This window comes from Xanthomonas floridensis (genome assembly GCF_001642575.1).
Taxonomy (GTDB): Bacteria; Pseudomonadota; Gammaproteobacteria; order Xanthomonadales; family Xanthomonadaceae; genus Xanthomonas; species Xanthomonas floridensis.
This window is the reverse complement of sequence record NZ_LXNG01000013.1, coordinates 1-26,961: the sequence shown is the minus strand read 5'-3', so window position 1 is coordinate 26,961 and position 26,961 is coordinate 1. Positions and strand designations below refer to the sequence as shown.

The 26,961-nt window shown below is 64.5% G+C and carries 16 protein-coding genes, 2 other RNA genes and 2 pseudogenes; 4 read left to right on the top strand and 16 right to left on the bottom strand.

Features of this window, described 5'->3' with window-relative positions:
• The gene (locus A7D17_RS08905) at positions 1 to 2,790 is read right to left on the bottom strand and encodes a methyl-accepting chemotaxis protein (RefSeq protein ID WP_064508743.1); all 2,790 of its coding nucleotides are present in this window, start codon (positions 2,788 to 2,790) and stop codon (positions 1 to 3) included.
• Positions 2,791 to 2,905: 115 nt separating this feature from the next.
• On the opposite strand from A7D17_RS08905, the gene A7D17_RS08900 reads away from it, so the two are divergent.
• Positions 2,906 to 2,980: non-coding RNA, sX9 sRNA (locus A7D17_RS08900), on the top strand.
• A 4-nt stretch (positions 2,981 to 2,984) separates the two neighbouring features.
• On the opposite strand, the gene A7D17_RS08895 is transcribed toward A7D17_RS08900, so the two are convergent.
• The 12 genes from A7D17_RS08895 to A7D17_RS08840 all read right to left on the bottom strand — a co-directional run bounded on the left by A7D17_RS08895 (position 2,985) and on the right by A7D17_RS08840 (position 18,361).
• Positions 2,985 to 5,159: a methyl-accepting chemotaxis protein gene (locus tag A7D17_RS08895; protein ID WP_064508742.1), complete on the bottom strand. Its 2,175-nt coding sequence runs from the start codon at positions 5,157 to 5,159 to the stop codon at positions 2,985 to 2,987.
• Between the two features lie 305 nt (positions 5,160 to 5,464).
• A non-coding RNA gene (locus A7D17_RS08890) (sX9 sRNA) lies at positions 5,465 to 5,540 on the bottom strand.
• Positions 5,541 to 5,600: 60 nt separating this feature from the next.
• Positions 5,601 to 6,134 carry a hypothetical protein gene (locus tag A7D17_RS08885; protein WP_064508741.1) on the bottom strand — a complete coding sequence of 178 codons (534 nt, stop codon included), beginning with the start codon at positions 6,132 to 6,134 and terminating at the stop codon, positions 5,601 to 5,603.
• Between the two features lie 448 nt (positions 6,135 to 6,582).
• Positions 6,583 to 8,853, bottom strand: coding sequence for a methyl-accepting chemotaxis protein (locus tag A7D17_RS08880; RefSeq protein ID WP_064508740.1), 2,271 nt, complete (start codon positions 8,851 to 8,853; stop codon positions 6,583 to 6,585).
• A 329-nt stretch (positions 8,854 to 9,182) separates the two neighbouring features.
• Positions 9,183 to 11,453 carry a methyl-accepting chemotaxis protein gene (locus A7D17_RS08875; protein WP_064508739.1) on the bottom strand — a complete coding sequence of 757 codons (2,271 nt, stop codon included), beginning with the start codon at positions 11,451 to 11,453 and terminating at the stop codon, positions 9,183 to 9,185.
• 246 nt (positions 11,454 to 11,699) lie between these two features.
• Positions 11,700 to 13,715, bottom strand: coding sequence for a chemotaxis protein CheA (locus A7D17_RS08870; RefSeq protein WP_064508738.1), 2,016 nt, complete (start codon positions 13,713 to 13,715; stop codon positions 11,700 to 11,702).
• A 33-nt stretch (positions 13,716 to 13,748) separates the two neighbouring features.
• Positions 13,749 to 14,114, bottom strand: coding sequence for a response regulator (locus tag A7D17_RS08865; protein WP_002806565.1), 366 nt, complete (start codon positions 14,112 to 14,114; stop codon positions 13,749 to 13,751).
• Positions 14,111 to 14,419 (bottom strand): STAS domain-containing protein, encoded by a 309-nt coding sequence (locus A7D17_RS08860; RefSeq protein ID WP_003489692.1) that lies wholly within the window; start codon positions 14,417 to 14,419, stop codon positions 14,111 to 14,113. The genes A7D17_RS08865 and A7D17_RS08860 overlap by 4 nt, the downstream gene beginning before the upstream one ends.
• A 114-nt stretch (positions 14,420 to 14,533) precedes the next feature.
• A complete protein-coding gene (locus tag A7D17_RS08855; protein ID WP_064508737.1) occupies positions 14,534 to 15,859 on the bottom strand; it encodes a chemotaxis protein CheW in 1,326 nt (441 codons plus the stop codon).
• On the bottom strand, positions 15,856 to 16,638 hold the full coding sequence (locus A7D17_RS08850) for a ParA family protein (protein WP_064508736.1): 783 nt from the start codon (positions 16,636 to 16,638) through the stop codon (positions 15,856 to 15,858). Before A7D17_RS08850 ends, A7D17_RS08855 begins: the two co-directional genes overlap by 4 nt.
• A 1-nt stretch (position 16,639) precedes the next feature.
• A complete protein-coding gene (motD, locus tag A7D17_RS08845; RefSeq protein WP_064508735.1) occupies positions 16,640 to 17,614 on the bottom strand; it encodes a flagellar motor protein MotD in 975 nt (324 codons plus the stop codon).
• Between the two features lie 6 nt (positions 17,615 to 17,620).
• The gene (locus A7D17_RS08840; RefSeq protein ID WP_064508734.1) at positions 17,621 to 18,361 is read right to left on the bottom strand and encodes a flagellar motor protein; all 741 of its coding nucleotides are present in this window, start codon (positions 18,359 to 18,361) and stop codon (positions 17,621 to 17,623) included.
• Positions 18,362 to 19,434: 1,073 nt separating this feature from the next.
• Between A7D17_RS08840 and A7D17_RS08835 the strand changes: the two genes are divergently transcribed.
• Positions 19,435 to 22,536, top strand: a complete 3,102-nt coding sequence (locus A7D17_RS08835) for a TonB-dependent receptor (protein ID WP_064508807.1) — start codon at positions 19,435 to 19,437, stop codon at positions 22,534 to 22,536.
• 181 nt (positions 22,537 to 22,717) lie between these two features.
• Here the strand turns inward: A7D17_RS08835 and A7D17_RS08830 are convergent, their stop codons facing one another.
• Together A7D17_RS08830 and A7D17_RS08825 are read right to left on the bottom strand one after the other, a co-directional pair.
• Positions 22,718 to 23,569 carry a hypothetical protein gene (locus tag A7D17_RS08830; RefSeq protein ID WP_204377352.1) on the bottom strand — a complete coding sequence of 284 codons (852 nt, stop codon included), beginning with the start codon at positions 23,567 to 23,569 and terminating at the stop codon, positions 22,718 to 22,720.
• A 140-nt stretch (positions 23,570 to 23,709) separates the two neighbouring features.
• Positions 23,710 to 24,054 (bottom strand): annotated as a pseudogene (locus A7D17_RS08825) (integrase core domain-containing protein); the annotation flags it as partial.
• 642 nt (positions 24,055 to 24,696) lie between these two features.
• Between A7D17_RS08825 and A7D17_RS08815 the strand changes: the two are divergent.
• Positions 24,697 to 25,107, top strand: coding sequence for a SymE family type I addiction module toxin (locus tag A7D17_RS08815; RefSeq protein ID WP_064508732.1), 411 nt, complete (start codon positions 24,697 to 24,699; stop codon positions 25,105 to 25,107).
• Between the two features lie 302 nt (positions 25,108 to 25,409).
• On the opposite strand, the pseudogene A7D17_RS08810 reads toward A7D17_RS08815, so the two are convergent.
• Positions 25,410 to 25,754 (bottom strand): annotated as a pseudogene (locus A7D17_RS08810) (chemotaxis protein CheW); the annotation flags it as partial.
• Between the two features lie 476 nt (positions 25,755 to 26,230).
• On the opposite strand from A7D17_RS08810, the gene A7D17_RS24840 reads away from it, so the two are divergent.
• A complete protein-coding gene (locus A7D17_RS24840) occupies positions 26,231 to 26,848 on the top strand; it encodes a DUF6531 domain-containing protein (RefSeq protein ID WP_323209961.1) in 618 nt (205 codons plus the stop codon).
• The last annotated feature ends 113 nt before the right edge of the window (positions 26,849 to 26,961 follow it).

Genomic DNA, 26,961 nt, shown 5'->3' with positions numbered 1-26,961 from the left:
CTAGAAGTCCTGCCACTGGCTATCGTTGCCGGCGTTGTGCGCAGAAGGCTTGGCGGTGTGGCGTAGCGGGGCAGCCACGCGCTTGCCGCCGCCGGTTGCGCGCTTGGGCGCGGGCAGGGCACGTACCACCGAGCTGCTGGTCGTTGTGGCCTGCACCGGTGCGGCGGTCTGGCTGAGCTTGAACACCGCCACCGCGTCGGTGAGCTGGCCGGCCTGTTCTTCCATCGCGCGCGCGGCAGCGGTGGCTTCTTCGACCAGGGCCGCGTTCTGCTGGGTGGCCTCATCCATCTGCGTGACGGTGAGATTGACCTGTTCGATGCCGGCCGATTGCTCCTGCGAGGCCGCGGAAATTTCGCCCATGATGTCGGTCACGCGCTGCACGCTGGCCACGATCTCGGCCATGGTGGTGCCTGCCTGGTGGACCAGGTGCGAGCCCTCGGCCACCTTGCCGACCGAGTCATCGATCAGGTGCTTGATCTCCTTGGCCGCACCGGCCGAGCGCTGGGCGAGGGTGCGCACTTCCGAGGCCACCACCGCAAAGCCGCGGCCCTGTTCACCGGCGCGCGCCGCTTCCACGGCCGCGTTCAAGGCCAGGATATTGGTCTGGAACGCGATGCCGTCGATGACGGAGATGATCTCGGCGATCTTCTTGGAAGAGGTTTCGATGCCGGACATGGTGGTGACCACCTGCGCGACCACGCTGCCGCCGTGCGAGGCGACATCGGCTGCGCCGATGGCGAGCTGGTTGGCCTGGCGCGCGTGTTCGGCATTCTGCCTGACGGTGGAGGTGAGCTCTTCCATCGAGGCGGCGGTTTCTTCCAGGTTGGCGGCCTGTTGCTCGGTGCGTTGCGACAGGTCCTGATTGCCGGCCGCGATCTCGCTGGCGGCGGCATTGATCTGCGTCGCCGAGGTCTGGATGCCGGACACGATGCCGGTCAGCTGCGCCACCGTGGCATTGGCATCGTCGCGCATGCGCGCGAACACACCTTCGAACTGCCCATCCATGCGCACGGTGAGGTCGCCTTCGGCCAGCGCGCTGAGCAGGCTGGAAATACGCTCCAGGCCTTGCGAGGTGGTTTCCAGCAATCCGTTGAGCTGGCGGCCAAATTCCAGGTAGAAGCCATGCTTGTCTTCGAGTGCCAACCGCTGGCCAAAATCGCCCATCAAGGCGGACTGCACCAGTGCAGCCACTTCCTTCTGCGTGCTGACTTCTGCGCTGACATTGCGCCACAGCAGCATGCTGCCGCTGCGACGGCCATCGGCCGCGTAGAGCGGGGTCATGGTCAGGTCCAGGGTCACCGGACCGAAGGTGTAGCGCTCCAGCGTGGTCGACTGCAATTGCTGCAGCCGCTGCGAGCGCGCCTTGCCGTCGCTGTCGGTACCGAACACGTAGTCCAGCGGCTTGCCGACCACCGCATCGGCACTGAAGCCGGTCTGGCCCTTGGCATGGAAAGCGGGTTCGCCGTGCTTGAGCGAGGTGTGCAGCGCTTCGGTGATGAACACTGCGTTGTGCTGTTCGTCGGCCAGCAACACTTCCATCTCGGAATGTTCCAGCGCGGTGCGGATCCGCAGGTTTTCGTTGGCGATGGCGGTGTCGCGTTCGATCCGTGCACGCAGGTCATCCTGCATCCGCTGCATGGCGCCCATCAGGCGGCCCACTTCGTCCTGGCGCTGCACGGCGATGTGGTTATCGAGCTTGCCGGAGGCGATCGCGTCGGCCACGCCGACCGCCGATTCCAGCGGACGCACCACCTGGCGGCGCAGCAGCAGGAACAAGGCGCCGCTGAGCACCACTGCCGAGCCCAGGCCTACCAGCAGGATCGTCCACAGCAAGCGATGCGCCTGCTGCATGATGGTTGCGTACGGCACCACCACGCCCAGTGCGAAGCGCTCCTGCGCCTTGCCGATCTGCAACGGCACATACGCACTGACGCTGCCGTCGGCATCGGGACTGAAATCCACCGAGTCCTTGCCGGCCTTGATCGCCTCCAGCATGCTGCGATGCCGCGCATCGGTCACCGGCTTGCCGATGCGTGCGCCATCGCGCGAGGACAGCACCACGCCGGCGGGCGAGATCAGTTCGACATAACCGCTGCGCATCGGGCGCAGGGCACCCAGGCGTTGCTGCAAGGCGGCCAGCGCCACGTCCACGGTGACCGCGCCCAGGTATTTGCCATCCTGCAGGATCGGCGTGGACAGGGTGGTCATCAGCACGGTCTTGCCGCCGATCTTGTAGTCGTAGGGTTCGGCCACGGTCTGGCGCAGCAGTGCGCGCGGCTTGAGGTTCCAGTCGCCAAGGCCGGGGGTTTCGTAATCGGTGAGCGGTTCGCGCACCAGTTTCTGGCCGTCGCGTCCCCAATAGGTCATGAAACGGCCGGTGGCGTCGTGGCCCTTGGCATTGGCGAACTCGCTGTCCTTGCCATCGAAGGCCTGGATTTCCCACAAGGTGCCCATGCCCACCCATTCCGGATGGTCCAGCAGCTGGTCATGCACGAGCGCCGCAGCGGTATCGCGGCTGAGGCCACCATTGGCACGCTGCACCAGCAAGGTGGTAGCCAGCGATTGACCAGTGGTCAGTGCCTGCCCGAGCTCGCTGCCGATCTGCTCGGCCTGGTAGCGCGCGGCGTTCTGCATCGTGGCCTGCGCCGAGGTGCTCAATGCACGGCTGCTCTGCCAGTAGGTGATGGCTGCAGTCAGGCCGAAGCACAGCGACGCGATGACCGCAGTACCGAACATCAGGCGGTACGCCAGGCGTCCGCTGAAACGTGAGTGCGTGGAAGAGGAGGTCATGGGCGTGGCCGCAGAAGGGAGGAAAGATTCCGCCGAAGTGGAGGTGGTGCGTTGGAACAGCTGATCACGCTACTGCGCAGCTTCCTGGCGGGCGTGGGCGGTGCTTGGAACCGTCGTGTACCGCTCGTACATTCCGGTTCCCGCTTACCGTCCACAGCCGGCTGACGACTGCTCGCGAGGTGGTGTTGCCGCGCTCAGTAAGCCGCCAGAGCCACGCACTTGGGTGCGCGCGTACCTGAAACTGCGTGTGGTTGTACCGTGGCCTCGATCCGGAAGATCGACACCGCATCGTCCAGCTGGCGCGCCTGCTGCTGCATCGCATTGGCTGCGGCGGTGGCTTCTTCCACCAGTGCGGCGTTCTGCTGGGTGCTCTCATCCATCTGGGTGACGGTGAGGTTGACCTGCTCGATGCCGGCCGACTGCTCCTGCGAGGCAGCAGAAATCTCGCTCATGATGTCGGTGACGCGCTGCACCGAGGACACGATCTCGGCCATGGTCTTGCCGGCCTGATCCACCAGTGCCGAACCTTGCGCCACCTTGCCGACCGAATCGTCGATCAGGTGCTTGATCTCCTTGGCCGCGCCGGCCGAGCGCTGGGCCAGGGTGCGCACCTCGCTGGCGACCACCGCAAAGCCACGGCCCTGTTCGCCGGCGCGCGCCGCTTCCACCGCTGCGTTGAGCGCCAGGATGTTGGTCTGGAACGCAATGCCATCGATGACCGAGATGATCTCGGCGATCTTCCTGGACGAGGTTTCGATGCCGGACATGGTGTCCACCACCTGGCTGACCACCTGGCCGCCCTGCGATGCGACGCTGGCTGCGCCGATCGCCAACTGGTTGGCCTGGCGCGCGCTTTCGGCGTTCTGCTTGACGGTGGAGGTGAGCTCTTCCATCGAGGCAGCGGTTTCTTCCAGATTGGCAGCCTGCTGCTCGGTGCGCTGCGACAGGTCATTGTTGCCGGCAGCGATTTCGCTGGCCGAGCCGGTGATGGAACCGGCGGCCTGCTGGATGCGCCCGACGATGCCGGCCAGCTGCGTTGCGGTGGCGTTGGCATCGTCGCGCATGCGCGCAAACACGCCGTGGAACTGGCCTTCCATGCGCGCGGTGAGGTCGCCCTCGGCCAGCGCGGCCAGTAGCTCGGACAGCTTGCCCAGGTTGCGGTCGCTGACCTCCATCATCGCGTTGAGGTCGTTGATCATGCGCGCCGAATCGTGCTTGAAGCGCGTGGCATCGCCACGCTGGCTGAAGTCGCCTTCGGCGGCCGCCTGCGCCAGGCGCTTGATCTCGGTGTTGATCGCCAGCAGGCTGGCCTTGGCCGCGTCCATCGCTTCGTGCAGCACTGCGCGGGTGCCGGGCAGGCGCGCCGCATCGCGCGACAGATCGCCCTGCGCATAGTCGTTGAGGATGCCGATGGCATCGACGATGGCGTCCAGGTGCTCGAAGATCATGGTGTTGATGCCGGTGGCCAATTCGCCATAGACACCGGGGAAATCGGTCGGCATGCGGTGGGTGACGTCGTCGCCGGCATGCATGTGCATCATCACCTTGGTCTGCGCGGAGAAGCGCTCCAGGGTGTGCACCATCTCGTCGGTGGCCTTGAGCATCTGGCCGATTTCATCGTTGCCGTGGGCGGCAGTGCGCACGCTCAGATCGCCGCGCGCCACGCCCTTGATCGCCGCCAATGCGCGTGCCACCGGCTCCAGGATCGAGTTGCCGATCATCCAGCCGACCAACAGGTTGAGCAGCACCAGCACGCCGCCGGCCAGGGTGACCACCCCGGTGAATGCCAGCGCCTGCGATTGGGTGTCGTCCAGGTACACGCCGGTGCCGATCACCCAGCCCCACGGCTTGTACAGCGCCGCGTACGAGGTCTTCTGCACCGGGTCTTTCTGGCCGGGCTTGGCCCAGGTGTAATCGACATAGCCGCCACCGGCCTGCGCGGCGGTCACGAACGCCGGAAAGATGCGCTTGCCGTCCGGGCTGAGCACATCGGTCAACGGCTTGCCGTTGAGGTCCGGGCGGGTGGGGTGCATCAGCATCACCGGCGCCTGGTCGGTGACGTAGATGTAGTCCACGCCACCGCGTGCGCGCATGGTGGACAAGGTGTTCAACGCGGCCTTCTTGGCGGTGTCCACGTCCATCTCGCCTTTTTCGGCGCGTTCGGCGTAGCCGTTGACCACCGCGATCGCCATTTCGATCTGGCTCTTGAGGCCATCGCGCCGTGTGTCGGTGAGATCAACGTACTGCATGCGTGCCGCAACGATGGCCAGCGCGATGATGCCCAGCGCCATCAGCGCGGTCTGGGCGAGAAACTTGCGCTTGAGCGGCACGTTGGCCAACGTCTTTGCGAGCGAGCTCTTGAACGTCATGACAGGTATCCAACTAAGGGAATGTGACCGGGATAAGTCGAATAGCGACCTGGAGAGAGAAAGGTTGAGCATTGGCCGACGCAAGGTGTGCTAGCGCCGCCACCGGTTGCGGAAGACGGTGCCGCGCCCTTGCTGCCACTACGCGACCTGAGCCGCAGGCTTGGCTAATGCAAGGCCAGCGCACACGGCAGCACACGCACGACTGGCCGCAGCGTAGCGATGCGCGAGAAGCCGGCGTGGGGGCTGGCGATGATTGCGGTGGTGGCAGTGCGGCCGGGTGGGTCGGGCCCGAATGCGCTTAGAGGGGCTAGCAGAACGCCGCGAGCACTCGTCAGGTAAGTGTGGGCGGCGCGCAGGAACCGACGTGTACGAGTGGTACATGAGGATTCCGAGCACCGACCGCGCCCGCCTGACGGCTGCGCAGTAGTTCTGTTGGCCCTCTTAGTGACGCGGTGGCTTGCCGCTGCTGGCCACCGAGGCCTGCAGATTCTGCAGTTCGGTCCATAGCACCTGGCGGGTATCGCCGGCATGGCCGAGCGACAAGACCTGGGCGTCGTGCAGATCGCCGGCATGCAGGGCGCGGTTGGCCTGGCGGTGTTGCGCCAGGTATTGGCCAAGCTGCTGCTGCACCACGGCGAACTGGCGAGCCTGCTCGCCGCGCGGCGCGGTGGCCTGGAAGTATCCGGCGTGCCGGGCGATGCGTTGACGCAGGTTGCCCAGGCGTTCGTCGTAGGCCTGCACCTGCGCCGGATCGTGCAAGGCGGCGAGCTGGGCACGCTGCTCTTCGCGCAGCTGCACCAGATCGACGGCCAGCGACTGCAGTGCCGTGACCGGCACGCTGTCCAGCAGAACCGATACCGGCGCGGCCGGCGCCGCGAACGAGGGCGGCATCGAGGCGCCGGCTACCAGCAAGGCAACGGCAAAGACGGCAGCCAGCAACGGGCGAGCGGAGCGGATGGAATTGGCGATATGCATGCGGACTTCCTTCAACCTGGCGCGGGCAGCGCGGCCCTCAGTGCTGGTTGTATCGGCCGCATCTGCTTGCGCTTGATCACGTTTCGACCAGCGGTATCTCCCTGCGGTGAATCGTTGGCTTCGTGAAATCGGCAATGGCAGGGGATTGGTGATTCTGCCGGGAGCGCGGAGGTTGAATGGCAGGACGCCCCGGCACGGGCCGGGGCGTCTTGGAGGTTGCCGTGCAGCAACTGTACGGTCACTGGCGCTGCCTGAGCGCGTCAAAACACTGAAGCCCAGCTGCCAGGCTGGCGCGGCCGGTGCTCGGAACGAACATGCGTTGCTTGTGTCTTCCGCTATGTCACCGTCTTCCGCGCTTACCTGACGACTGCTGGCGGCGTTCTGTTGACTGCTCCAGTCGGGCCGTGTGTACGAGGATGCGAGGGGAAGTGGTCAACGGATCGGTGACTTAAAACTCGCGCCAGCTGGCCTCCTTGTCCAGGGTGCTCACCAGGGCCGGGCGCAACACACGCGATGGCACGTTTTTGTCTGTGCGCTTTGCCGGGGCACCCAGGCTAGCCCCCGATTTGGGAGTGATGCCCGACAGGCGCAGGGGCGCAGGTCGGGTTGCGGCGGCGGGTTGCACTGCGCCGGCGTGGATCTTGAAAATCGACACGGCGTCGGACAACTGGCCGGCCTGGTCTTCCATCGCGCGTGCCGCCGCGGTGGCTTCTTCCACCAGCGCAGCGTTTTGCTGGGTAGCTTCGTCCATCTGCGTCACGGTCAGGTTGACCTGCTCGATACCGGCGGACTGCTCCTGCGATGCAGCGGAGATCTCGCCCATGATGTCGGTCACGCGCTGCACGCTGGCGACGATCTCGGCCATGGTCTTGCCGGCCTGATCCACCAGCACCGAGCCCTCGGCGACCTTGCCGACCGAGTCGTCGATCAGCTGCTTGATCTCCTTGGCCGCGCCGGCCGAGCGTTGGGCGAGCGTGCGTACTTCGCTGGCCACCACCGCAAAGCCGCGCCCCTGGTCGCCGGCACGCGCCGCTTCCACCGCGGCGTTCAAGGCCAGGATATTGGTCTGGAAGGCGATGCCGTCGATGACGCTGATGATGTCGGCGATCTTCTTGGACGAGGCCTCGATGCCGGCCATGGTCGCCACCACCTTACCGACCACGTCGCCACCTTGCGAGGCCACGGCGGCCGCGCCGATCGCCAGCTGGTTGGCCTGACGCGCGCCCTCGGCGTTCTGCCTGACCGTGGAGGTAAGCTCTTCCATCGACGCGGCGGTTTCTTCCAGGTTCGCCGCCTGCTGCTCGGTACGCTGCGACAGATCGCCATTGCCCGAGGCGATATCGCTGGCAGCTGCATTGATCGACGTGGTGGCCTGCTGGATGCGCCCGACGATGCTCGAGAGCTGTTCGGTGGTGGCGTTGGCGTCGTCGCGCATCTGCGCGAACACACCATTGAACTGGCCATGCATGCGCTCGGTCAGATCGCCGGCGGCGATGGCCTGCAGCACCCTGGACAGCGCGCCCAGGTTGCCGTCGGCAGTGGCCATCAGCCGGTTTAGGCTCTCCACCATCGCCAGGAAATCATGCTGAAAACGCGCGGTATCGCCGCGCACGCTGAAGTCGCCATCGGCGGCCGCCTGGGCCAGCAGCGTGATCTGGCTGTTCATCGCCCTCAGGTTGGCCTTGACGGCGTCCATGGTGTCGCTGAGCACGGCCTCTTCGCCCGGCAAGCGGTCCATGTCCTGGCTCAGGTCGCCGATGGCGTAGCGCGACATGATCTGCGCCAGCTGCATCTTCACCGCGATATGCGCATCCACCAGCGCATTGGTATCGCGCACCATGCTGCCGTATTCGCCTGGAAATGCGTCCTGGTCCATGCGGAAGCTGATCTGGCCATTGTTGTGCTGGCGCGCCATCTCCTGCTGTGCGGCGGAAACGGATTTGAGCTGGTCCTGCATGCCGCGCATGCTGGTCAACAGCTGGCCAGGTTCATCGCCGGGCTGCGGGCCGATCGGGTTGTCCAGATCACCGTGCGCGATGGCCTCCGCCACCTGGGTGGCCTGCTTCAGCGGCCGCACCAGGCTGCGCGAGATCAGCCACGCCAGCGCGGCGGCCAGGCCGGCCGACAGCAGGCCGAAGGCGATCAGCGCGCGGTTGGCCAGTGCAACGCTGCTGAGGATGGTGTCGGCCCCGGCGGCATTCTGCTGGTTCTGCAGTTCCACGGCAGCGGCGATTGCCTTGGAGCGGCGTTCCAGCAGTGGCTGCGCCTGCCCCTGCAGTAAGTGCTTTGCGCCGTCCAGATTGCCGTCGCGCACCATGCCGAGCAGGCGGTTGTTGGTGGCGCGCGCAGCGGTCAGGCTGTCTTCGATGGCCTGCCGTGCACGCATGCCATCGCCATTGGTGGGCAGTTGCTTCAACACTGCCCAGAGCTGTGCGTAATGGTCGCGGTTGGCCTTGAGCTGTGCGTCGACGGCAGGCAGCTGCTGCGGACTGGCCAGCATGAAGTCGCGAATGTAGCGTTCTCCGAGCATGTTGCTTTCGCGCATCCGGTTGAGCAGCGCGGCCTTGCGATTGTTGACTTCGATGATGATGGAGACCTGGTGTTTGACGGTCTTGAATTCGTACAGCGCCAGCGTGGTGGAGCCGGCCAGCAGGATGATCAGCAACGCGAATGCCAACGCCAGGCGTCGCCCGACGGTCATGGAATGCAGGAATTTCATGGTGTTCTCTGAAGGGGAGGGTGGGAAAGAGGTACACCGGTAGCGTTCGCCAGCGGAATTTCTGAACTCGAATGCTGCAATGCAGCATGCCTGCGTTCATTGTTCTGGCCGCAGGCAGCCAAGCCGCACGCGCGGATGAAGCGCGCCAATGCCGCTGATCGTGCGCGCACACCGACAGCGGGCTGCGACATGCCACATGCGCAAATGGGTTCCGGCCGCCGACATTGCCGAGTGGCAGATACGTGCGCACACAAACGCACAGGCCCCGACATCGCTGCCGGGGCCTGTGCATGGAGGCTGCGCAACCGCAGCCGATCACACCGGTTGCGTCAGAACTCGTGCCAGCTGGTGTCACCGTTGGACGCGGCTGCCAGCGCCGGGCGTGTGGCCGCGCGTGTCTTGGGCGCGGTGGCAGCCGGAGCGGCAGCGGATTTGATGGCGGCTTTTTTCACCGGCTTCAGCGGCGTCGGCGCGGTGCGTGCCGGTGCCACCGTCACCGCATGCGCGGCCTGCAGCTTGAAGATCGCCACGGCATCCGACAACTGGCCGGCCTGGTCTTCCATCGCACGGGCAGCGGCAGTGGCTTCTTCCACCAGCGCAGCGTTCTGCTGGGTAGCTTCGTCCATCTGTGTCACGGTCAGGTTGACCTGCTCGATACCGGCCGATTGCTCCTGCGAGGCGGCAGAGATCTCGCCCATGATGTCGGTCACGCGCTGCACGCTGGCCACGATGTCGGCCATGGTCTTGCCGGCCTGGTCCACCAGCAACGAGCCTTCGGCGACCTTGCCGACCGAGTCGTCGATCAGGTGCTTGATCTCCTTGGCCGCGCCGGCCGAGCGTTGGGCGAGGGTACGCACTTCGCTGGCCACCACCGCAAAGCCGCGGCCCTGTTCGCCGGCACGTGCCGCTTCCACGGCTGCGTTCAAGGCCAGGATGTTGGTCTGGAACGCGATGCCGTCGATGACGCTGATGATCTCGGCGATCTTCTTCGACGAGACCTCGATGCCGGACATGGTGGTGACCACCTGCGCCACCACCGCGCCGCCCTGCGAGGCGACCGAGGCGGCGCCAATCGCAAGCTGGTTGGCCTGGCGCGCGTGTTCGGCATTCTGCTTGACGGTGGAGGTGAGCTCTTCCATCGACGCGGCGGTTTCCTCCAGGTTGGCCGCCTGTTGCTCGGTGCGCTGCGACAGATCCTGGTTGCCGGCGGCGATTTCGCTGGCGGCGGTATTGATCGAGGTGGTGGCGTGCTGGATGCGCCCGACGATGCGCGAGAGCTGTTCGGTGGTGGCATTGGCATCGTCGCGCATCTGCGCGAACACACCATGGAACTGGCCGTGCATGCGTTCGCTCAGATCGCCGGCGGCAATGGCCTGCAGCACCTTGGATAGCGAGGCCAGGTTGGCATCGGCAGTGGCCATCAGCTGATTGAGGCTGTCCACCATGGCGTGGAAGTCGTACTGGAAGCGCTGCGCATCGCCGCGCACGCTGAAATCGCCATTGGCCGCGGCCTGCGCCAGCGTCTTGATCTCGCGGTTCATCGCCGAGAGGTTCGCCTTGACGGTATCCATGGTCTCGCTGAGCACGGCCTTTTCGCCGGGCAAACGCTGCATGTCCTGGCTCAGGTCGCCGATGGCATAGCGCGACATGATCTGCGCCAGGCTGGTCTGCACGGTCACATGCGCACCGACCAGGCTGTTGGTGTCGTGCACCATCGTGCCGAAATCGCCGGGAAATGCCTGCGGATCCATGCGGTAGCTGATCTGGCCGGCATCATGGCGCTGCGCCATTTCCGACTGCGCCGCCAGCACGGCCTGCAGCTGATGCTGCATGCCCTGCATGCTCGCCAGCAGCTGCCCGGCTTCGTCGCGGCTATCGACCTGGATGGTGTTGTCCAGCTTGCCGCGGGCAATGGCCCCGGCTACGCGGGTGGCGCGGCCGAGCGGGCCGGCGATGCTGCGGGCAATGAACCAGCCGGCAAAGGCGGCCAGCAGGACCGCCAGCGCCATTGCCGCAATCATCACCTTCACCGAGCGCTGGTAGGTGGCTTCGGCCGCGGCGATTTCGCTGTTCATGTGGGCGGTATTGAACTTGGTCAGTTCTACCAGCTTGGCGAACAGGTCGCGCCGCGCCGGCCGCGATTGCTCGTCGGACACGCTGTTTGCAGTGACCACATCGCCGGCACGCACGGCGGCACTGAGCGCCGCGTTAGCCTTGTAGTAATCGGCCAGCTTCTGCTTGACCTCGCCATACAGCTCGGCCTCCTTGCCGGGCGTGGTGGTCTTGGCATAGGCGCTCTGCGCCGCATCGACGTCGGCACGCGCCTTGTCCATGCGTTCGAAATAATTCTGCACCGCCTTCGGATCGTCGGCGTGTGCCAGCTGGGCAAGTTCGTAGGTGCGGAATTCGCCCAGCAAGGCGCGCATTTCGCTCAGCTGCTGAACCGCCGGCGCCCACACGTTGCCGATCTCGCGCAACAGGTGTGCGCTCGACTGCATGCGCGCCAGCGCAAACACGCCCAGGCTCAAGGTGATCAATGCGGTGAAGGAAAACGCCACGGCCAACTTGCGGGCAACGGCAAGATTACGGAACCAGTTCATAGCGGTCTTCTCGTGTTGCAGAGAACGACTGGCCTCGTGGGCGCCCGTCAGTGGTTGGGCGAATGACGATGGCAGAGTCGAAAGATCCGGACAAAGGGCCAGAATCTCCCGCCGGTCGTGTCGGGCCGGGCGGGTGGTGCTGATGCCGGCAGTCCCCATACTGCTGGCGATCACTCCACGGCCGATCGTTCGTCGATCGCATCATGGAGTTGACTGCCGCGGCATCCGTGCCGCGGTGGTGTTGCCTTACGCGGCCTGCGGCACCTTCAACGAGCGCACCAGCCCGCCGATGTCCACGATCAGCGACACACGGCCATCGCCGAGGATGGTGGCGCCGGAGACGCCGGGGATGCGGCGGTAGTTGTTCTCGATGTTCTTGACCACCACCTGCTGCTGGCCGAGCAGTTCGTCCACTTCCAGCGCGATCTTCTGGCCGTCGCCTTCGACCACCACCACCAGCGATTCCTTGGAGGACTGCTGCCCGCCGAAGCCGTAGTAATTGGTGAGCGAGAGGATCGGCAGATACTCGCCGCGCACCCGCAGCACCCGGCCGTCGCCCGCCATCGAGCGGACATCTTCCGGCGCCGGCTGCAGTGCTTCGAGCACGTAGGACAGCGGCAGGATCAGGGTTTCGCCGGCGACCGAGACGGTCATGCCGTCAAGGATGGCCAGGGTCAGCGGCAGACGGATCAACACGCGGGTCCCGCTGCCGGCGTTGCTTTCCAGCTGTACTTCGCCACCCAAGCCCTGGATGTTGCGGCGGACCACGTCCATGCCAACGCCACGACCGGACAGGTCGGTGACGGCATCGGCGGTGGAGAAGCCGGGCGCGAAGATCAGGTCCCAGACCTGCGAGTCGGTCGGGTTGTCCGGCACGGCAATACCGCGTTCGGCCGCCTTTTCCAGGATCTTGGCGCGATTGAGGCCACGGCCGTCGTCGCTGACTTCGATCACGATGTGGCCACCCTGATGCGAGGCCGCCAGGGTAATGGTGCCGGTTTCTTCCTTGCCCGCGGCGCGGCGCGCATCGGGCATTTCCAGACCGTGGTCGATGGAGTTGCGCACCAGATGGACGAGCGGGTCGGCGATCTTTTCGATCAGCCCCTTGTCCAGCTCCGTGCTTTCGCCAATCGTGCGCAGGCGGACCTGTTTGCCGAGGCGGCTGGAGAGGTCGCGCACCAGGCGCGGGAAGCGACGGAACACCGCGTCCACCGGCAGCATGCGCACGCCGATGACCGCTTCCTGCAGATCGCGGGTGTTGCGCTCGAGCAGGTCCAGGCCGGCGAACAGCTGTTCGGCATGCGCCGGGTCCAGGCCGGTGGAGACCTGCTTGAGCATGGCCTGGGTAATCACCAACTCGCCGACCAGGTTGATCAGTGCATCGACCTTGTCCACGCTGACGCGGATGGAGCTCTCGGCTTCTGCGGCGGCAGCCTTGGCCGGCGTTGCGGCAGCGGCAGCGGGTTCAGCGGATGCGGCAGCGGCAGCGGCAGCGACCGGTGCAACGGCGGCCACAGGAGTGACGGCGTCCACCGCCAGGCTCGGCGGCGGGCCGGGCACCGCCATCGGGCGGATGTCCAGCTCGCAATCGTCCACCACCCAGGCGAAGGTGTCTTCGATCTTGCTGCGCGGAATCTTGCCGATCAGGCCCAGATCCCACGCCAGATACGCTTCCAGCGGGTCGATGTTTTCAAAGCCCGGCATGCGCTCCAGGCGCGCGGCGATCTGCAGCGGGCCCAGATGCTCCAGCTCGCGGATGATGCGCAGCGGGTCGTTGCCGCTCATGAACAGCGACGGCGCCGGGGTGAAACCGATGTGCCAGGCTTCGGGTTCTTCTTCCTTGGGCTTGGCCACCACCGCAGCGGTCGGCGCTTCGCCGGCCAGCACCGCGTTGAGGCGGGTATGCACGGCCTTGACCGCGGCCGGGTCGGCCGGGGTGCCGTGTTCGGCTTCGCGCAGCAGGGCGCGCAGCACGTCGACCGAGCCCAGCATGGCATCGACCGCATTGGCTTCGAGCTGGCGCTTGTTGGAGCGCAGCTCGTCCAGCAGCGTTTCCAGCACGTGGGTCAGGCCGGCGACGGCCTCGAACCCGAAGGTGGCAGCGCCGCCCTTGATGGAGTGCGCGGCGCGGAACACCGAGTTGATGATTTCCGGGTCGCGGTTGCCCTCTTCAAGGGACAACAGCCCGGCCTCCATCGCGTCGAGCCCTTCACGGCTTTCCTCGAAAAAGGTGGCGTGGAAACGTTGCAGGTCCATGCTCATGGGCGTGAGATCCGATGGTGAAGCGAGTAAGGATTAACCGAGAACTTTCTGCACGGTGGCGATCAGCTGTTCTGGATTGAACGGCTTGACCAACCAACCGGTGGCACCGGCGGCCTTGCCTTCGGACTTCTTGTCGGCCGCCGATTCGGTGGTGAGCATCAGCATCGGGGTGAACTTGTAGTCCGGCAGCTGGCGCAGCTCGCGGATCAACGAGATGCCGTCCATGTTGGGCATGTTCACGTCGGTGACCACCGCATTGAAGCGCTGGCCCTTCGCACGGCCCAGCGCAACGGCGCCGTCTTCGGCTTCTTCGACGGCAAAGCCGGCAGAGGTGAGGGCGAAAGAGACCATCTGGCGCATCGACGCCGAATCGTCCACCACCAAGATACGTGCGCTCATGCGGCGTTCTCCACAGATTTCAGGTTGTCATTGGATGCGGGAAGTCCGAGCGCGTCAGTGACGCCGAGCAGACGGGCCGCATCCCTAAAGGTGTCGTTACAGCCATCGAATTCGGTATGCAGACCGGCCTGGCGGCGGCTCTGTACGAAGGCGCAGAGCAACTGCACGCTGGCGGTGTGGATACGCCGGACTTCACCGGCATCAAGCACCAGGTCGCCGTCCTGGGTGAGGAATCCGGCAAGCTTCTGCTTGAGGTCGGCGCTGGTCTCGATGCCGAGATCCTCACCCAATGTCACTGTGCTCATTGTTGCTCCGAACGGATGGTTCTATGCGTACTAACGGCGGGGGGCGGGAAAGCTTTAACGGTGAATCGGCCAGACGCCAGATTGTGCAAGCCTGGGGTCAGGTTCACGCGCGTTTCAGTGCAGCAGGTGCGTGGCATCGAGCAGGATCATCGGCTGATGGCCCAGGCGCGCGACGCCGCGGAACAGGTTGTTGGAGATGCGGCACAGCCGGGCGTTGTCCGGCGGTTCGATCTGCTGGTCGGTGAGGCTGGTGACGTCTTCCACGGCCGACACGCGCAGGCCCATGGTCTCGCCGTTTTCTTCCAGCACCACCACCCGCGTCTGCAGGTCCATGTCCACCGGCGTTGAGCCAAGGTGGATGCCCAGATCGATCACCGGCACCACCTGGCCACGCAGGTTCATGATGCCCAGCATGGCGCTGGGCGTGCCGCGCAATGGCAGCAATGGCACTGGCAGCACCACTTCCTGCACCTTGAGCAGTTCCAGCGCATAGGTCTGTTCGCCACAGCGCAGGCGCAGCCAGCGGGTGCTGCGTTCGCTGGCGCGGCGTTCGGCGTGGATCTTGTCGGCCTGGCCAGGAGCCAGCAGCGCCTGCAGCCCGGTCGGTGCGATCGGCCCCGGCGCGGCGCGGGCAGGTGCCGGGGCCGCGCGTGGCGGCAGCGCGGCAGGAGCTGGCGCAGGCGCTTGTACGGCGACCGCTGCGGGCTCCAGCCCGAAGGCCGGGTCGGCATCCATTTCTGCCAGCAGATCGGCAGTCAGCAGGTCCACCGAAGATGGTGCGGTTCCAAAGGCGGGGTCGGCGTCCATTTCTGCCAGCAGATCGGCCGTGCTCAGGAACGCGCTGGGTGTGGCCGGAGCGAACGCCGGGTCTGCATCCATCTCGGCCAGGAAATCGGCGGCGATGTCGGCAGCGCTCGGTGCGGCAACCACCGGCGGCCCGAAGGCGGGGTCGGCATCCATTTCGGCCAGGAAGTCGGCAGCGATGTCTGCGGCGCTGGGCTTGGCGACGACCGGCGCAAAGGCGGGGTCGGCATCCATTTCGGCGAGGAAGTCGGCAGCGATGTCGTCGGCGCTGGGCTTGGCGGCGACCGGCGCGAAGGCAGGATCGGCATCCATTTCGGCCAGGAAATCGGCGGCGATGTCGGCAGCACTGGGTGTGGCGACAACCGGCATGGCGAGGGCCGGCTCCGGACGCATGTCGGCCAGCAGATCGGCGGCAATGACGTCTGGTGGTGCGGCGACCGCAACCGGCGCGTCGGCGACAGCGAGGTCGCTGTCTTCGATCGCGGCAAGCGCCGCGGCCGGCTCGGCGGCCGGCTCTGCCGCGATGGGAACAGCGACCGGCGTGCTTGCGACGGCAGCGGGAATCTCCACGCCGGCATCGTGCAGCAAGCCTTCCAGATAATCGTCCAGCTCACCGTTGGCGGTGTGGTTGCTCATGCGGCTTGCTCCATGCGCATCGCGTCATCGGCCAGCACCCATTCCAGCGCGCGCCGATAGGCGGACAGGCCGCGGCCCTGATAGTCACCGCCGGTGGCGGGGACGGTGAGTGCGGCGGCATTGCAGATACGGGTGTCCATCGGAACGGCGTCTTCCCACACCACCGGGCCGTAGGTGGTCTGCATTTCCTTGAGCGTTTCGTTGCCGGCGCGGGTGCGGCGGTCGAACAGGGTCGGCAGGATCGACACCGGCAGTTCGCGGCGACGCGAGCGCTGCACCATGTCGGCGGTGCGCACCATGCTGGCAAGACCATGCAGGGCAAGGGGTTCGGCCTGGGTCGGCACCACCACGCGGTCGCAGGCGGCCAATGCGTTGATCATCAGCAGGCCGAGGGTGGGCGGGCAGTCGAGCAGGATGTAGTCGTGTTGGCCGGCGTGGCGGGTCATCGCGTTCTGCAACGCCAGGCCCAGGCCGGGTTGATTGGCGCTACGGCGCTCCAGCGTGGCCAGTGCGGCTTGCGCGCACACGTACGACAGGCCGGGGATGGCGCTTTCGTGCGCCAGGCTGGCCAGATCGCTCGGCGGGGTGCCGAACAGGTCCAGTACCCCGCGCGGCGGCGGGTCGACCGCCACGCCGAACGCGCGGGTGAGCGAGGAGTGCGGATCGAGGTCGATCAACAAGACGCGGTGGCCGAGCGCGGCCAGGCCGCGACCCAGTGCCAGGGTCGTGGTGGTCTTGCCGACGCCGCCCTTTTGGTTGGCGATTGCCCAGATACGCATGTCACTGCACTCCTTGAATTACGGCGGGGACGGAACTTGTGCCGCTTTCGGTGGTGACGGCCGTTTGGCCGCCGTCAGACTTGGGAAGCTTGGGCGCCCCGGCGGCGGTCGCATGTAACTGCGATGGCGGATCGGGTGCGAGTGAGCCAGCCGAGTCAGCGAGGATGATCAACACCACACGCCGGTTCGCATTCCGTCCCGCCTCAGTGCTGTTATCGGCACGTGCGCGGAATTCTCCATAGCCCACCATCGCCAATCGCTGCGGGGCGATGCCGTCGTCGGCAAACAGGTGCACCACGCTGGCCGCACGCGCCGCCGACAGCTCCCAATTGGAGGGGAACTGCGCAGTGGCGATGGGCTGGTTGTCGGTATAACCCTCCACGCGCACGCCGTTGGGCGCATCGCGCAGCACCGACGCCAGGGTGGACAGCGTCCCGCGGGCGCCGCCGGCCAGGGTGGCCGAGCCGGTGCCGAACAGGATGTCGCTGTTGATCTCCACTTCGATCCACAGGTCGTTGCGGCGGATGGTGATGAGTTTCTTGTCGATCAGCGGCGACAGCGTCTTGCTCAGCTGCTGCTCCACCGCATCCATCTGCCGCTGCGCGCGTGCCAGCTGGGTCTGGTTGCGCAGCGACACCGGCATGCGCATCTGCGCGGCCATCGACGGCAGCAGGGTGGGGTCGGTGGGGCCGTTGGAGGCGGCCATCGGCGCGCCGGCCTTGATCACCGACGGGCGGTCGTAGTCGGCGCCCAGGCTCTGGGTCTTGCCCAGCTGCACCGGGCTGGCACTGGTGGACGAGCCGCCGAACGCACTGGTCAGCGCCTGTGCCATGACCTTGTATTTGCCCTCGTTGAGCGAGGAAATGGCGTACATCACCACGAAGAACGCCAGCAGCAAGGTCATCAGGTCGGCGTACGGAATCGCCCACGCTTCGTGGTTGCCATGTTCTTCGTGGTGTTTGCGACGACGGGCCATGGCGGGTTAATGCAAGTAGCCTGCCAATTTCGACTCGATGTTGCGCGGGTTCTCGCCCTGGGCGATCGCAATCAGCCCTTCGATCGCCATTTCGCGCTCGTTGGTACTGCAATGGATCACGCTCTTGAGCTTGGCCGCCACCGGCAGAAACAGCAGGTTGGCCGAGGCAATGCCGTAGATGGTGGCGGTGAAGGCCGCCGCGATGCCGTGGCCGAGCATGGCCGGGTCGGCCAGGTTCTTCATCACCGCCATCAGGCCAAGGACCGCGCCGATGATGCCCAGCGTGGGCGCGTAGATGCCCATGCCCTCGAACACCTTGGCCGCGGCAAGATCCTGACGCTCCTGGTTGTCCATTTCGATTTCCAGCATGTGGCGCATGGCCTCCGGCTCCACGCCATCGACCAGCATCTGCAGGCCCTTGCGCAGGAACGGATCATCCAGGCGCGGCAACTGGTCCTCCAGGCCGAGCAGGCCCTGGCGACGTGCGGTATTGCTCCATTCCACGATGCGGGCGACCAGCTGCGGCCGGTCGCTGGCAGGCGGCCGGATCACCCAGCGCAGGATCTTGAAGGCGCGCCGGAAAACCGCCGGCGAGGTGTGCAGCAGGATCGCCGCCACCGTGCCAACGATCACGATCACGAAGGCAGCCGGCGACCACAGCGACGAAATGCCGGCGCCTTTCAATACGCTGCCGCCGACGATCGCCACGATCGCCAGCACCAGTCCGATGATGCTCAATCTGTCCATGCAAGCGGTATCGGCCCAGGCGCGGCGGACTTGATAGAGCCAGATGGTCGAGAGCGCCAGAAAGTTGTCGTTCTGAGGTCTGCGCCCGCTTCCTTGCGTGCGCGCCGCGTGCGCGTCATTGGAGCCGGTTCTGCACGAGCCCCGATCCCGCTTGCGGGAGAGGGGGTGGGGCGAGGGGACGGGCACCTCGGGGTTGAACTGGCGGGCGCGGGCGCTTCGCTTGCGCTTCATTGGAGCCGTAGCGCATCGTGACCACGCGGCCAATACCAAAAGACTGGTGCGTTTTCATCTGGGGAGCGTCTGTGTTGATCGACTCTCGGCGGCATCCCTGTCGGCGATGCCGCCCCCATCCGCCCTTCGGGCACCTTCCCCCGCGCGCGGGAGAAGGGACGAACGCACGCACGCAGGAGGACGAACGCATGCAGGAGATGGATGAAATCGCATGCCATTCGGGCACCCTCTCCGAACGCGGGAGAAGGACGAAGTCGTCTGCACAAGCCCCTTATCTCTCTCCCGCTTGCGGGAGAGGGGTTGGGGTGAGGGGACGGGCCACCTTGGGGCAGAGGTTGTACGGATTGCCGTGGCGATGGCGATGGCAGCCAAGCGGCGTGTGGTGGCCATGTCCTGGAATGAGTCAACACGCATGTCGACCCTGTCTATGGCTGAGCCCGGTTGCAAATGATGGGGGGTGTGCAGGCGCTTCGGTAAACCGCTTGCGCGCGGATGCGGGCGAGGGCGTTTTGCTGGCCGTGATCGAGCTGCTGCTGCCTTCGACGAAGCAGGCTGTGCCGTGCCGCATGCAAGCGTAGCGAGCCCGACCGGTCATCGTGGATGCCTTACAACGCCGCGGCCTGTTGCGGGGCAGAATGCGCTGCCGCATGGGCTGTGATACTTAGTTTTCCACTGCATTAGAACGATCTAATTGTAGTTGCGCGGAAGCGGACGCAAGAGGAGGGGCCGGATTGCCGCAACGGCGCCGGATGTTTCTGTGTCACTCGCGTAGGGGTCTTGTCCGCTTGTTGGATCGACGCAAATCCGCCGAAGCCGATCACTTTTGAGAGAGCATGATCGAAATGAACTGCACGCCATTCGCACGCAACCGCAGCAGGCTGTCCGCCGGTATCGCCATCGCCTTGTTCGCGAGCGCCGCCTCTACCACCGCTGCCGCCCAGCAGGCCGACGGCACGCCAGCGCCCGCGGGTCAGGCCCAGGTGCAGGCCACGGACCTGGACGCGGTGACGGTGACCGGCTACCGCTACGCGATCGAAAAAAGCCTGGAGCAGAAGCGCAACGCCAACGCCGTGGTCGATGTGATCACCGCCGAGGACGTGGGCAAGTTCCCCGACAAGAACGTGGCCGATGCGCTGCAGCGCGTGCCCGGCGTGGTCATCAGCCGCGACGGCGGCGAAGGCAAGAATGTCAGTGTGCGCGGCCTGTCCTCGGAGCTGGTGCTGACCGAATTGAACGGCAACTACATTGCCACCGCCGAATCCAACGGCGACCCGACGCGTTCGTTCAACTACACGCTGCTGCCATCGAACCTGCTGGGCAGTGCGGAGCTGTACAAGACCCCGGAAGCACGCATCGACGAAGGCGGCATCGGCGGCACGGTGATCCTGCAGACGCGGCGCCCGCTGGAACTGGAGCCACATTCCGGCTTCGTCTCGGCCGAGGGCACCTGGTCGGATACCAGCAAGAAGACCGACGGCCAGTTCTCCGGTTCGTACTCGTGGCACGACAAGGACAACCGCTTCGGTGTCTTCGTGGGCTACACGCAGCAGAAGCGCACCGCTCGCACGCTCAATGCCAGTACCGAGAGCTGGCAGTGGTACGGCCGCGACGAAGTCGGCCCGGCGGTCGACGTGAATGGAAATCCGTCGGACTTCAACGCCAACTGGTGGGGCGGTACCGGTTTCTGGGACCAGGACAGCAATTACTACACCGGTTTCATGATGCCGACGGCGGTCAGCCTGGACGCCAAACGCGAGGAGCGCGAGCGCAAGGGTGGGCAACTGACCTTGCAGTTCAAGCCGACCGACGACCTGACGCTGACCGCGAACTACTTCCGCTTCGACCTGTCGCAGGACTCGCAGACCAATACCATCAAGATTCCCGAGTGGAACATTGCCCGCTATAACGGCGACGGCAACTGGCGCGGCGGCCGTCTGCTCGACGGGCTGCAGTTCGATCCCAGCGGCACCATCGTCACTGGCGCCGCCTACAGCCTGCGTCCGGGCAAGACCTATTATTGCAGCGAGGCGCAGGCCGCCGCGGCCGGCCTGCCGCCGGGCGGCTGGGGCTCGGACGATTGCACCGTGCCGACGCCGCAGATCACCGGCAGCTACAACATCGAGAAATCGCAGTCGCAGACGGTGGACCTGGGCGGCGAATGGCGTGGCGAGCAGGTGGACGTGGCGTTCAAGGTCGGCCGCACCTGGGCCAAGGGCGGGCCGGAGCTGCAGTTCTCCCTGCCGATCAAGCCGCGCCTGCAGAACGCCGACGGCAGCTGGAGCAACGGCAACTTCGCCAGCGCCTGGGACCTGACCGGCACGCCGTCCATGACATTCTCGCCGCAGCTGATGCAGAACCTGCGCGACGGCATCCTGCAGGTGGACCTGGGCTCGACCGGCTCGTCCTGGACCCGCAACACCAATCAGCAGCAGTACGCACAGATCGATACCACCTGGCATTTCGATGGCGAGGTCGTCGACTCGCTGCAGTTCGGCCTCAAGCGTCGCGACGGCGGCATCCACCGCAGTACCGGCAACAACTACTGGGTGTGCCCGGGCACCGATCCAAGCGACTATGAAAACCGCTACTGGAACGGGCGCTGCAATGCCATCGCCACCCAGTTCTCGCCGGGCCTGCTGTTCGCGCAGGACAACCTGGCCGGTGGCGTCAACGCCAGCGCGTTCCCGGCGATCAACTTCCCGGGCTACATCGGCTATTTGAACCAGACCTACGGTGCGATGCAGACCCGCAGCGAAGACAACTTCGTCTACAACGTCGACGAGGAGATCTATTCCACCTACCTGCAACTCAACTTCCACACCGAGCGGCTGCGTGGCAACGTCGGCGTGCGGGTGGCGCGCACCGGCCAGCGTGCCGATTCCACCGACAAGGTGACCGCCTACAACGACTACTTCTTCGATGGCGCCGACGGCAATCCGCTGGCCTGCCAGCAGGGCGCCGCCATGCCCGGCGGCGCCCCGGCCGACACCTATTGCGGGACCGAAGGCTACTGGCGCTTGGCTGACAGCGTGCAACGCACCGAGTCGTTCGTGGTCAGCGGGCTGGACCGCAACTACACCGACGTGCTGCCGAGTTTCAACCTGGCCTACGACCTGACCGAGAACCTGCTGCTGCGTGCGGCAGCCGCCAAGGTGATCGCACGTCCCAGCTACAACGACATCGCCGCGCCCGGCAGCCTGGAGTTTTACAGTCCCGAGTACGTGGCCGACCGGCGCCTGACCGGCGGTGCCAGCGAGCAGGGCTGGTACGGCTCGGGCAGCAACAAGAACCTGGAGCCGTACAAGGCCAACCAGTTCGACCTGGGGCTGGAATGGTATTTCCAGCCGGGCTCGGTGGCAGGTGTGGGACTGTTCCGCAAGAACGTGGAGAACTTTGCGGTCGACGTCATCAGCGACGTGAACATGATGGTCGACGGGCAACCGGTCACCGTGCAGAACTACAGCACCCAGGCCGGCGGCCAGGACGCGGTCTCGCAGGGTGTGGAGCTCTACGCGCAGCACACGCTGCCGTTCGGCCTTGGTGTGCAGTTCAACTACACCTACAACGATGCCAGCAAGGCGGCGGTGCGGCTGGAGGATGGCACCGAGGCCGGCAAGACCTCCATGCCGGGCAGCGCCAGAAACCAGACCAACCTCACCGTGTTCTACGAGACCGACAGCCTGCTGCTGCGCGCCTCGTACAACCGTCGCGGCGAGCTGGTGCAAGGCCTGGTCAACGGGTTGAACGTCTTTGAGGAGCCGTACTACCAGGTCGATCTGAACGCGGCGTACAACATCACCCCGGCGCTCAGCCTCACCGCCTCGGTGCTGAACCTGACCAAGCAGGAGTCACGCTCGCACCTAGGCGAAGACACCCGCGCCCGCTTCTATACCGGCGGCTACGCCGGCCGGCTGGCGTACCTCGGGCTGACCTACAAGTTCTAGCGCCAACGTGTCGCGCCCATGCCTGCCGCGTGGCGGTATGGGCGCGATGGTAAAGAAGTGAACTTGGAACCGTTATTCAAGCAGCAGGAATGGCGGTTCAAGCCTGCTACGGGAGCAGAAACGGAGTCGCTTGCGCAAGGGCGCAGAACGCCGATAAGAGCCCCCAGTAGACCCCTTCAGCTCAGGAATTGAATAGGCGCAACCACGACGACTTCCTCTTCATGATGTCAGACCGATTTGCCAAGAGGAACCAGAAGAAGTCTTCAAAGTGCGGCACTAGAGGAAGACTCTCACCTTTTTCAGCCTCCTTTTGATGGGCCAGCCGCCCCATGTCATCCAAGAGGAAATGAACCGGCCTAAGAAGTTCGACCATCCGCCATACAGCAAGGTGCGAAGACTTTTTGCCAATACGCCTACGATTGAGCTGATCAAACACGGTCATCGGGTGGCCGGTCGCATCTAGCTCCCATGTGAAGCCATTGGGAATCCTCTGCCGATCCATAGAGTACATAAGCTGCAAGGACTGCTTTTCTCGCACGCTCCAAGGAGTGAACTCATCGTAGAGGGCAGCGCAAATGTTCCACCACTCGTACAACGGCGACTTCGACGCACTGCTTGCGTCAGATGAGGAGATTTCGTCCAGATTGAAGTACCTGGTTGACACGGCAAAACGAGAAAGGAACTCTACAATTTGATCATCAACACCTACCGCGTCCTTCTGTGCGGCCGAAGGTCGATAGACCTTAAGCAACCCATTGCGGGTGGCGAACAGGCCGGCAATGTCATGGCCGTAGGACCTTAGCTGGCTCTTTGTGGGGGCCTTCAGATCGTTCTTGATCATGTAGTCCACAACTACCGCCAGCTTCAGAATTCTCTCAATTCCGATGGAGAGGTGGAAAAAGGCGGAATAGAAGTACCCGTCCTTATCCGCACCGAACTCGGCTTTCAAGAGCAGATCAAATCCGGACAGGATCGAATTCTTTGCAAGATGGGCCTCTTGAAGAAGTAGCGAAAACTGCTTCGAAAACCTCACGGATCTCACGACGTACGCTCTCCTCACTCAATTCTTGGGCAGCGGAAGGGCCATCTACAGGACCAATTGCTACGGACCCGTGCAGGCGGGCTGTGCTCTAACGGTAATCGCTCCGCTTTTAGCGATCGCCAGAAGTGGAGCTAAGCGGCCATCGCCAACTTCATGGCAGGCGTGATGCCGCCGAGCGCCATATTCGGACGCTCGTGGTTGTACGTCCATAGCCAGCGGGTGGCTTTGTCCTGCACCTGGTCGATGGTTTCGAACAGGGTTCGGGCGAGCTAGGCGGAGCGGATGGTGCGGTTGTAGCGTTCGACGTAGGCGTTCTGCTGCGGCTTGCCCGGCTGGATGTGCTCGACCCGGATGCCATGCCGCTGCGCGCAGGACAGCAACGCGCCACTGATGTACTCAGGGCCGTTGTCGCAGCGGATCACGGCGGGCTTGCCGCGCCACTCGGTGATCTGCTCCAGCGACCGGATCACCCGGGCTAGCGTAATGGCGTAATGGGGTTAGGTGCACTTATCAGGCGAGGGCGCTCGGCTTGCGTGGCTCTTATGGAACTGCGCCAGCGGCGCACATAGCCGCGCGAGGCCTGCCAGCGTGTATTGACACGCCGGACCGCGTACTTGCAATCTAGGCCCAAGGAGCGTCGAAACTCCTCACGTAGCGGTACCCACCTCCGTCAAACCGGTGGGTTTTTTGTGCCTGCATCCCGCAGGTACAAGCCGACGCAATGCCTGCGTCGGGAGGGCGGCTAATACAACACCCGCAAGGGGAATATGCCCGCCGGCTACGTGCGGTTTCGAACCTCCCGACATCCCGTCGCCGTTGGCGGCGGTTCTTGGGTTGTTCCAGGAGGGCGTTGCCATGTCTACCGCACCATCCATGCCGGCATCTGTGCCGGTTGATCTGTTGCCAACCTTCGCTCACCGCTTGCGGTGGAATGTGGGCGAGGTGCTGCGCCGGCTCGACGCGCGCGCAGCTGTTGAGCAGGTGAGCGCCCATTGCGCGCATCCGCTGAGTTGCAAGTCCGCTGTGTTGCCGCACACCTTGCGCCGCTGGTTCGCACGCAGAGCCGTGGCGTTGCAGCAGTGCGTTGCCGCATCCACCAACGACCACCCGGAGGCGCCATGACACGCCGCCGCCCACCCACGGCATCTGCCAGCGCACGGCCCACCCGCACACGCCCCGCGCCGCCCAAGCGGGTGCAGTGGGTTGTTGTGGAACCCGACCGCACGAAGCTGCCACCGATGCTGCCGCCCGACCCGGACGCCTCTCCGCAAGGCCCCGGCACGCTACGCGCACCCCGCCGCGCCCGCCGCCCGCGCCAATGCACCGTCAGCTACACCCATTACCCCGGGGCCCACGACCACGCCGGCGACCAGCACGTGCCGCACGTCCGCCTCAGCGGCCTATGGCTGGAACAACTGGGCTTTGCCATCGGCACCAAGCTGCGCATCACCGCCAGCGAAGGGCAGCTGCTGATGGAGGTGTTGCCGCCGGTGGAGGTGCCGGCCAAGGCGCGCAGCGTGCGGCGATGATGCTGCGGCTGCCAGACCCCTTGCGATTGACCTCGGTGCCGGATGCCACTAGCGTCGCAGCCACACCAGCGCACAACGGGAAATAACGATTCCAGGTTCACTTCCACGGCAGCCTGACCGTCGCCAAATCATCGCGCCCATGCCTGCGCGCGTAGCGACATAGATCAACAGCGATGCTTGTAGTGAAACGACAACGGCCGCAGTACGCGGCCGTTGTCGTTAGATCAGGCGACCAGGATCGTCTTGACGATTCCCGATTCCCGATTCCCGATTCCCGATTCCCGAATCCCGAATCCCCAACCTCAATGATCGCTGGAGCGCAAGCCATCCACATCCAGGATCAGCGCCATGCGGCCGTCGCCGATCAGGGTGGCGCCGGCGTAGCCGGGCAGGCCGCGCAGGGCACGGGGCAGGGGCTTGATCACCACTTCCTCGCGGCCGCGCACCTGGTCCACCACCAGGCCGAAGCGGGTTTCGCCGGCCTGCAGCAGCACCACCGTCAATAGCGGCGGTTGTTCGGCAGGCACGCCCAGCCAGCGGCGCAGGTCGATCAGCGGCAGGGTGTGCGAGCGGCGGTCCAGCACGGCGCGGCCGTCGAACCAGCCCAGCGAGGTCTGCGGGGCGTGCGGTACATGAGGATTCCGAGCGGCGCCTGCGCACGCCGAACGGTTGCGCAGCGGTTCTGTTAACTGCTCTAAATGCTGATACCTCTACATCTGAAAGTACTTTCAAGAAGATCTATCCAATGACAAAAAGCAGCAACATTGACGTGCTAACCAAGTTTATGGAGATGAAGTGAAATAGATAAGAATTTTCTAATTGAGTGTTGACGTGGAGTTGCGTTACAGCTAGCCTTCGCGAATCGTGGTGTCAAATTTCTGACTCAAGAAATATAAAAAACGCAAGCCATCTTAAAATTTTTCACAGGGAGAGTGATGTGGGGAAGACTAATTCCAAAGTTATTGAGCTTCTGAGGCTTTTTTCCTCAATAGGGCTGTTGTTAGTGGCCTCATTTAATGTAAGTGCGGCTTCTTACTATGGCGCACCCTATTACGTAAACTCGATTTATGGCAGCCGATCATTTGGGTCTGCTAGCGCAGGCGCAGAGTGGCTCGTTGGCCAGATGACGAAGGGATGCATCTCGAAACCAGCCGGTTGCTCGTCTTGGCCAGTTATTAAATATAGCTCGACCACCACAGGCGCTTTCGTGATGTGGCCAAATGATCCAATAGGGCTAGGTTATTTTGTCGAGGCGACAAAGTATTCAGTTGGCTCGCCGAAGAAGAATCTCGGTAGCTGCAATATGTCATGTAGCGGTGGCATCGGCGCTAGCCGAGATGGAACCGGCCCGCGCGGTAGCCGAGATAGTGCGGCTGCTACGAACAAGCCTGGATCAGTTTTCGAAGGTGATCCGATCAACACCGCAACTGGAAATTTCTATCGTCAGGACACGGACTACGATGGTGCAAGCGGGCTAGTTTTCCGTCGTTTTTACAATAGCTCTCAAGCTGTAACATCAACTTCTTTAGGGCCGCAATGGCGTCATTTCTTTGATCGGAGCCTTGAGGTTCAGCGCTCTACGAGCGCGACTACGGACACGCAGTCTATCAATGCGTTTCGGCCAGATGGAAGCTCTATAACCTTCCAGCTGAGTGATGGGCTTTGGAAGGCCAGCCCTGATTACTCGGAGACGTTAGTTGAAAGGCCAGATGGCGCAGGCTTCGCCTTAGGGAAGGTCTGAACAACTCCATCTGATACTGCCACAATGGATCAACGAACCGAGCGGACGATCTCGATGCAGCTGAGCTTTGGCGACGCGGAGTACAACGGCAAGCGCAAGCAGACACGGCGCGA

What these genes read in the sequence shown, in the direction of transcription:
- A7D17_RS08905 (WP_064508743.1), bottom strand. Translation starts at nt 2,790, where the DNA reads ATGACCTCCTCTTCCACGCACTCACGTTTCAGCGGACGCCTGGCGTAC.
- A7D17_RS08895 (WP_064508742.1), bottom strand. Translation starts at nt 5,159, where the DNA reads ATGACGTTCAAGAGCTCGCTCGCAAAGACGTTGGCCAACGTGCCGCTC.
- A7D17_RS08885 (WP_064508741.1), bottom strand. Translation starts at nt 6,134, where the DNA reads ATGCATATCGCCAATTCCATCCGCTCCGCTCGCCCGTTGCTGGCTGCC.
- A7D17_RS08880 (WP_064508740.1), bottom strand. Translation starts at nt 8,853, where the DNA reads ATGAAATTCCTGCATTCCATGACCGTCGGGCGACGCCTGGCGTTGGCA.
- A7D17_RS08875 (WP_064508739.1), bottom strand. Translation starts at nt 11,453, where the DNA reads ATGAACTGGTTCCGTAATCTTGCCGTTGCCCGCAAGTTGGCCGTGGCG.
- A7D17_RS08870 (WP_064508738.1), bottom strand. Translation starts at nt 13,715, where the DNA reads ATGAGCATGGACCTGCAACGTTTCCACGCCACCTTTTTCGAGGAAAGC.
- A7D17_RS08865 (WP_002806565.1), bottom strand. Translation starts at nt 14,114, where the DNA reads ATGAGCGCACGTATCTTGGTGGTGGACGATTCGGCGTCGATGCGCCAG.
- A7D17_RS08860 (WP_003489692.1), bottom strand. Translation starts at nt 14,419, where the DNA reads ATGAGCACAGTGACATTGGGTGAGGATCTCGGCATCGAGACCAGCGCC.
- A7D17_RS08855 (WP_064508737.1), bottom strand. Translation starts at nt 15,859, where the DNA reads ATGAGCAACCACACCGCCAACGGTGAGCTGGACGATTATCTGGAAGGC.
- A7D17_RS08850 (WP_064508736.1), bottom strand. Translation starts at nt 16,638, where the DNA reads ATGCGTATCTGGGCAATCGCCAACCAAAAGGGCGGCGTCGGCAAGACC.
- motD (WP_064508735.1), bottom strand. Translation starts at nt 17,614, where the DNA reads ATGGCCCGTCGTCGCAAACACCACGAAGAACATGGCAACCACGAAGCG.
- A7D17_RS08840 (WP_064508734.1), bottom strand. Translation starts at nt 18,361, where the DNA reads ATGGACAGATTGAGCATCATCGGACTGGTGCTGGCGATCGTGGCGATC.
- A7D17_RS08835 (WP_064508807.1), top strand. Translation starts at nt 19,435, where the DNA reads ATGAACTGCACGCCATTCGCACGCAACCGCAGCAGGCTGTCCGCCGGT.
- A7D17_RS08815 (WP_064508732.1), top strand. Translation starts at nt 24,697, where the DNA reads ATGACACGCCGCCGCCCACCCACGGCATCTGCCAGCGCACGGCCCACC.
- A7D17_RS24840 (WP_323209961.1), top strand. Translation starts at nt 26,231, where the DNA reads ATGACGAAGGGATGCATCTCGAAACCAGCCGGTTGCTCGTCTTGGCCA.